We start from the raw sequence: 6,620 nt of genomic DNA on the forward strand, positions 1-6,620 counted from the left end.
GACCCGGGCCGCCGAGGCGACGCTCGTCGCGGTAGGCACGCTGGGCTGGGACGCGGCTTCGCGATGGGAAGCGCAGGGCGCGGGAGAGGTGGCCCGCGTGCTGCTGCTCAACGCGATGCTGCCCGAGCCTACAGCGGCGGGACGGGGTGCGCTGGTGGGCGCGGCCGGGCGCGTGCTGTCGTCCGTGGAGACCGCGCGACTCGTGTTCTCGCGCGATGCCAGCGCGGCCGAAGTGGTGCGGACGCGGCTGGTCGCGGCGGGACCGCGATAGCGCAGGGGGCTGTAGTCGAGGTGGCGCGTCGGGGCTCGCGCTTGTCCCGCGTCTGCGTTACAGCGGGCGTGGGAGGCGGATGACGGTGGCTGAGACGCGGGTGCCTTTGACGGTGATCGCTGGGCCCACGGCGTCGGGGAAGACGGCGCTGGCCATCGACTGGGCTCGCGCCGCGGGCGGGGAGATCGTCAGCGCGGACTCGCAGCAGGTGTACCGCGCCTTCGACATCGGCACCGCCAAGCCTTCCGCCGAGGAGCGGGCCGCCGTGCCGCACCACCTGGTCTCCTGCGTGGATCCGCTGGAGACCTTCTCCGCCGCCGAATACCAACGCCGCGCCGACGCGGCCATCGCGGACATCGCCTCCCGGGGCCGGCCCGTGTTCGTCGTCGGCGGCACCGGCCTGTACCTGCGCGTCCTGCTGCACGGCGTGGTGGACGCACCCGGGGCCCTGCCTTCGCTGCGCGCGGAGCTGGAGGCGCTCGCGGCGGAGCAGGGGAGGGAGGCCGTGCACCGCCGGCTGGCCTCGGTGGATCCGGAGACCGCGGCGAAGCTGCCCACCCAGGACCTGGTGCGCGTCGTCCGCGCGCTGGAGATCCATGCGCAGACGGGCGTCCCCGCCTCGGAGTTCCGCCGCGCGCATGCCTTCGCGCCGGACCGCTATCCCTTCCAGCTGTACGTGCTCGACCCGCCGCGCGAGGCCCTCTACGCGGCCATCAACGCGCGCACGGAGGCGCTGTTCTCACGCGGCCTCGTGGAGGAGACGCGGGCCCTCTTGGAACAGGGCTACGCGGACGCGGCCCCCATGCGCAGCGTCGGCTACGTGCAGGCCCGCGCCGTGGTGGAGGGCCGGATGACTCGCGAAGAGGCCATCGCCGACACCGCGCAGGAAACCCGGCGCTACGCCAAGCGGCAACTCACCTGGTTCCGCAAGGAGCCCGGCGCGGTGTTCCTCCCGCCTCCGTACGCCCGCCCCACCCGTTGAGCGGGATGGGCCACTCCGGCCCCTGCTCGCCGCTTTGCCTCATTCGCTGGGGGACGTGGATTGTTCGCACCCGGCGCCGCTCCCATCTTCCACGAGGAAACGCTTCCCCCACGTCCACTCCCGGACCGACAGGCGGCCGAGGGCTCGGGGCGGGCAGCCATCACCGCGGAGATCGCCATGGATACGAACGTCGAACGCGCGCCGGACACCCGGCCGGACCGTCCTTCCCGGGGGGCCTCGGCGATGTGGGGCGCTCCCTTCCTTCTGGGCCTGCTGACGTCGATCGCGGGCATCGTGCTGCTGGGCGCCACCTTCTTCACCAGCATGGTCACCGTTTTTTTCATCGGCATGATGCTGGTGATTGGCGGTGTGCTGGAGATCATCGCGGCCGTCCGTTCCCGCGGCGAAAGCCGGGGCGCCTTCTGGTCCCTCATGCTGGGCGGCGTGCTCACCACCGTCGTCGGCATCCTCACCGTCATGTACCCGGCCGCGGGGCTCGCTTCGCTGACGCTGCTGATCGCCGGCTACTTCTTCGCCAGCGGCCTCTTCCACGCCATCACCTCCGTCATGGACCGCTACTTCCAGTGGGGATGGGACCTGGCCTACGGCATCATCTCCGTGTTCCTGGGCCTCAGCGTCATGGCCCGCTGGCCCGCGTCCTCCGTGTGGCTCGTGGGCACCCTCGTCGGGCTCGCCGTCTTCTTCCGGGGCATCTTCATGATGTCCGGCTCGCTCGTGCTGCGGCGGGGCATCCGGCACGTACATGCCTGAGCGCCAGGACAGTCCTGGCGTCTATTCACTCACGGTGAATGAGGGATATCAGTGAGTGAAGCTCAGCCCGGGTGGCCGATGCGGTAGATGACGCCGTTCGCGTCGTCCGTGACGAGCAGCGCCCCGTCGGCGGCCACGGCCGTGTCCGCCAGACGGGCGAACTGCGTGGTGCCGTCCGCGCCGAGCCAGCCCGACGCGAAGTCCTCGAACGCCGTCGGCGTGCCCTGCGCATCGAAGCGCACGCGGACGACCTTGTAGCCGGTGGGCGGGTTGCGGTTCCACGAGCCGCGCATCGCCACGAAGGCGTTGTTCCGGAACTCCTCCGGGAAGAGGGTGCCCGTGTAGAAGGTCAGGCTCATGGGCGCCGAGTGCGCCTGGAACTCAAGCACCGGCGGCTGCGTCTTCGCGCAGTACTCCGGGCGCGACTGCAGGTCCGGCGGCTCCTGGCTGAGGAACGCGTCCGGCTCCTGCTTGCCCAGGCAGTAGGGCCAGCCGTAGTCCGCGTCCTGCTGGATGTCGTCCCCGCGCGAATCCGAGCCGTGGTCCATGCCCCAGAGCTGCCCGGACACCGGATGCCACGCGAACCCGATGCACGCCGGCGTTCTTCGTGCCGAGGCCGCTGGCGACGACGACGGTCTGGTCCGCCGTGCCGTCGCCGTTCGTGTCGCGCAGCAGGGTGACTCGGACGGCCTCGCGCTCGGTGACGTAGACGGCGCCGTTGGGACGCACCGCGAGCTTTCGCGGGTTCGTGAGCCCACAATCCCGATCCTGCGGCCCTGTTCAGCACCTGCTGGCGCGCGGCCTACTTCGTCTTCTTGTGCGCGTCGTCGAACAGGTCGGCGAACTGGTCGCGCGACACGTGCTTCAGCTGGCCGTGATCATCCGGGCGCTCCAGGCTGAAGTCGTGGATGGTGCCGCGCACCAGGTACTCCTGATCCCGCGCGGAGTTCATCATCGCGCGCTCGCGGTAGGTGAAGCTGGACTTCGTCGGATCCACGCCGACGTCGGCCAGGAACTTCCGCTCGTGGGCCTCCGGCTGCCACACCGGCTTGCCGGGCTGGCTGCGGTTCACGGCCGTCTCGTCCAGGCCCGGCTGCGTGGACGTGCGGATGTCGCGCTGGATGTCGAACTGGTCGAACACGTCCCCGCCCTTCGCGTCCTGCGCCGGGTTGTGGACGATGCGGTGCTTGCCGTAGTCCGGGTTGTCCACGAGCTTCCGCTCCGTCGCCTGGCCATCCACGCCCACGGGCACGCCGCTGAAGGACGTGAAGGGCGAGTGGGCCTTCGTGTCCTTCGCGCCGTCCACGTGCGCGGTCAGCGTCACGGTGCGGTCCTTCGGAGCCACCGGCTGCAGCCGGCCGTCCCGGTCGATGGCCGACTTGGGCGTGTCGTACTTCGGCTGGACCTCGTTGAAGGGGAAGTTGTCCCGGCGGGTCAGCTCCACGTCCGGGCGGATGCGCGGCGCGAACTGGTTGTTGCCGCCGTCACGCCGATCCTCGGCGTGCATGATGTCGCTCATGAGGTCGTGCTGCTGGAACCGGACCCGGTTCTGATCCGCGCGGTCCTTGAGCGCCTGCTCCGACGGGACCTTCGTGGAGAAGGAGCGGGTGATGTCCGGCGTGTGCTTGAACAAACGGGACGACGACGTGCCCAGACGCGAAAGCTTCGTGGCGAACATGAGGGACTCCCTTTGGATGGAGCATGAAGTGCGAAGCTTCATGCTTTTGTAGGGATTATCCCGTCGATGTGATCTGGGTTGCGTGCAGGTGGGTGTCAGGAGGCAAAACGGTCTTCGCCGAATGTTTCCACGACGGCCGGCCGCTGGATTTCACGCGGCGCGGCCAGCGGGTCCGGCACGCGGCCGGTGAGCTGGCAGAGGAGGCGGTCCGGGTTCACCGGCTTGGGCAGGAAGGCCTCCGCGCCCGCGTCGAGCGCGCGCTGCCGCACGTGCGGACGGTTGAGGCCGCTCATCACCAGCACGCGCGTGTCGCGGGTGAGCGGGTGCTGCTTGAGGCCTTCACACAGGCGCAGGCCGTCCACCCAATGCAGCACCACGTCCAGGAGGATGGCGGTGGGCGGGCGGCGGGCCACCGCGCAGAACAGCGCCAGCTCGTCCGCGAAGGACACCACGCGCGCGCCGGTGCTCTCCAGGAGCAGCGTGAGCGCCTCGCGCGTGTCCGCGTCGTCGTCCACCACGTAGTACAGGTCCGGCTCCACCTCCGGCACGAACGTCGGCACGGGCTCCACTGGCGTGCGCAGCCACGAGCCCACCACCTCCCGCACGCCCGACCAGCGCGCCGCGGACAGCAGCCCCAGCGGGGTGGGGGCGCTCAGGCCCAGCACGCCGCCGCCATACACGCCGCCTGTCGCGTGCTTCGCGCGCGCCGCGACGAACGCCGCCGGAGCCCGCTTGCCCGCGCGGCGCAGCCAGGAGATGGAGCGCGCACCGGCGGCCGCGTCCTCCATCAGCTCGCCCAGCCCGTCGCGCACGTACCTGCGCTCCAGCGACGGCGCGTCCAGCCCGCCATCCAGCAGCGCCACCGCGGCGCGGCTGCACGACGCCAGCGTCTCCGACAGCCCCACCTGCAGCGGGTGGCCGAAGGCCGCGGGGCCCACCGCCAGCTGCCCGGGCGCCACCAGCGTGCGGCCGGGGCCGAAGGGCAGGCGCGTCGTCTCCAGCGCGGCGACCTCGAAGCCCTCCTCCAGCAGGCCATCGCGCGCGGCCATCATCAGCACCTGACACAGGTCCGCTGGCGTCACCGCCGCGCCGAAGGCCAGCGCGTACACGGACGACGCGCCCGGGACGAGGAACAGCGCATCCACGGAAGGCAGCGGGGACACCCACAGGCGCGCCACCGGCGCCAGGTCCCGGCCCGTCATCGCGCCCTGGAGCCGCGCCTGCACCGCCGGCATGGACGGCGCGGGACGGAAGCCCTTGAAGAAGGCGTCACCCAGCAGCGGCCCCGCGCCCGCGGCCAGCGCCACCGCGTGGAAGCGCTCGCCGCTGCCCTGCGCGCGGACGACCAGGGGGCCCGCGTTGCGCACCGCCGTGGGGGCGTCCGGAGCGGGCGCCTGCCGCTCCACGCGCTCCACATGGCGGTTCACGAACCGGGCGCCCTGCGCGCTGGCCGCCGTGGACAGCACGTGGCGCACCATGTCCAGGCCACCTTCACCCCGGGGCCAGCCGTCCACCACCCAGAGGCCGCCCGCGGCGCACGGCAGCAGCTCGCGCTCGCCCTGGGAAATCACCTCCACGCCGCGCAGCTCGTGCGCGCGCCATTCCGGAGGAATCCGGCAGCCCAGCGCGGCAAGACGCGAGCGGCACTCCGGCGTGAGCAGGGCAGGGGGCGCGGTGCGCTCCTCGGTGCCCCCCGCGTAGACGCGCACGTCCAGGGCCACGCCCCGCGCGCGGCCGTTGAAGAGCAGGGAGGCCGCGAGCCCCGCCCCGGCGATGCCTCCGCCGACGATCGCCACCCTCGAACCACTCGTAAGCTTGCTGGTCCCGCTCATCGCGCGCCCTCGTTCCCTTCCCGCCGTCAGTGCCGCTGCGCCGAGGGGGTGTGGAGCGACTGGCCGTACACCACCACCCGGTCACGCCCCTCCCGCTTGGCCTCGTAGAGCGCGGCGTCCGCCGCCTTCAGCAAGGCTTCCGTGCTCTCGCGCGGGGAGTCGGCCGTGTGGTCCGCCACGCCCACGCTGATGCTCAACCCGAAGGGCGCCGGGCGCCCGTCACCGCGCTGCACGTTCACGCCGCGCAGCTCCGAGCGCAGGCGCTCCGCGAACACCGCGGCCTCCATCGACGTCTGGTGCGGCAAGAGCACGACGAACTCGTCGCCGCCGAAGCGCGCCGCGAAGTCGGACTCGCGCAGGTTGCCCTGCATCAGGGTGGCCAGGGCCAGGATGGCCCGGTTGCCCACGTCGTGGCCCATGCCGTCGTTGATGGCCTTCAGGTGGTCCAGGTCGATGACCACCACGCTCAGCGCGTAGCCGTAGCGCTGGGCGCGCTTGAACTCGTCCTCCAGCCGGACGCTCAGCGCCCGGAAGTTCGCCAGCCCGGTGAGCGCGTCCGTCTGCGCCAGCACCTGGAGCTTGCGCTGCTGCTCGCTCTGGCGCACCGCGCGGTCGATGCGGGCGAGCAGCTCGCGCGAGCTCGCCGGCTTGTGGATGAAGTCCACGGCGCCCATCTCCAGACATCGCTCCAGGGTCGCCTCGTCCGCGTCCCCTGTGAGGAAGATGACGGGCACCGTCTCCGTGCGCACGTCGCTCTGGAGCGTCTCCAGGACCGCCAGCCCATCCCCGGAGGGCAGGAAGCGATCCAGCAGCACCAGGTCCGGGCGGTGCTCGCGCGCCAGCTCCACGCCCGCGTCCGCGTCCGGCGCGGCCAGCACGTCGAAGCGCGGGGCGAGCAGGTCCATCAGGCCTTCGCGCACGGCGGTGTCGTCCTCGATGATGAGCAGGAGCGCGCGCTCACTGCTGCGGCCGTGCCGTTCCATGAACTGGTTCGCTCCGCTCGCCTGTCCCGAAATGGCAGGCCGAAAGTCTCGGGCGCCACGCCCATCCAGATGCTCCCCACGCCCTTGCGCCTGTCTCTTATTC

General features: G+C 71.7%; 6 protein-coding genes and 1 pseudogene. 3 read left to right on the forward strand and 4 right to left on the reverse strand.

The annotated features are described in order from the left end of the window. The 3 genes and pseudogenes from D7W79_RS36750 to D7W79_RS36760 form a co-directional block, all read left to right on the forward strand. Positions 1–271 (forward strand): annotated as a pseudogene (locus tag D7W79_RS36750) (hypothetical protein); the annotation flags it as partial. Between the two features lie 100 nt (positions 272–371). Further along, positions 372–1,253, forward strand: a complete 882-nt coding sequence (gene miaA, locus D7W79_RS36755) for a tRNA (adenosine(37)-N6)-dimethylallyltransferase MiaA (protein WP_244222172.1) — start codon at positions 372–374, stop codon at positions 1,251–1,253. A 177-nt stretch (positions 1,254–1,430) separates the two neighbouring features. Then, positions 1,431–2,024, forward strand: a complete 594-nt coding sequence (locus D7W79_RS36760) for an HdeD family acid-resistance protein (protein ID WP_244222171.1) — start codon at positions 1,431–1,433, stop codon at positions 2,022–2,024. Between the two features lie 62 nt (positions 2,025–2,086). Here the strand turns inward: D7W79_RS36760 and D7W79_RS36765 are convergent, their stop codons facing one another. The 4 genes from D7W79_RS36765 to D7W79_RS36780 form a co-directional block, all read right to left on the reverse strand. Beyond that, positions 2,087–2,593 carry a PQQ-dependent sugar dehydrogenase gene (locus D7W79_RS36765; protein ID WP_120529943.1) on the reverse strand — a complete coding sequence of 169 codons (507 nt, stop codon included), beginning with the start codon at positions 2,591–2,593 and terminating at the stop codon, positions 2,087–2,089. Between the two features lie 233 nt (positions 2,594–2,826). Further along, positions 2,827–3,702: a hypothetical protein gene (locus D7W79_RS36770; protein WP_120529944.1), complete on the reverse strand. Its 876-nt coding sequence runs from the start codon at positions 3,700–3,702 to the stop codon at positions 2,827–2,829. Between the two features lie 95 nt (positions 3,703–3,797). Continuing rightward, on the reverse strand, positions 3,798–5,534 hold the full coding sequence (locus D7W79_RS36775; protein WP_120529945.1) for a response regulator: 1,737 nt from the start codon (positions 5,532–5,534) through the stop codon (positions 3,798–3,800). Positions 5,535–5,560: 26 nt separating this feature from the next. Then, on the reverse strand, positions 5,561–6,517 hold the full coding sequence (locus tag D7W79_RS36780; protein ID WP_120529946.1) for a diguanylate cyclase: 957 nt from the start codon (positions 6,515–6,517) through the stop codon (positions 5,561–5,563). Between the last annotated feature and the right edge of the window lie 103 nt (positions 6,518–6,620).

Origin of the sequence: Corallococcus exercitus (genome assembly GCF_003611585.1) — a bacterium.
GTDB lineage: Bacteria > Myxococcota > Myxococcia > Myxococcales > Myxococcaceae > Corallococcus > Corallococcus exercitus.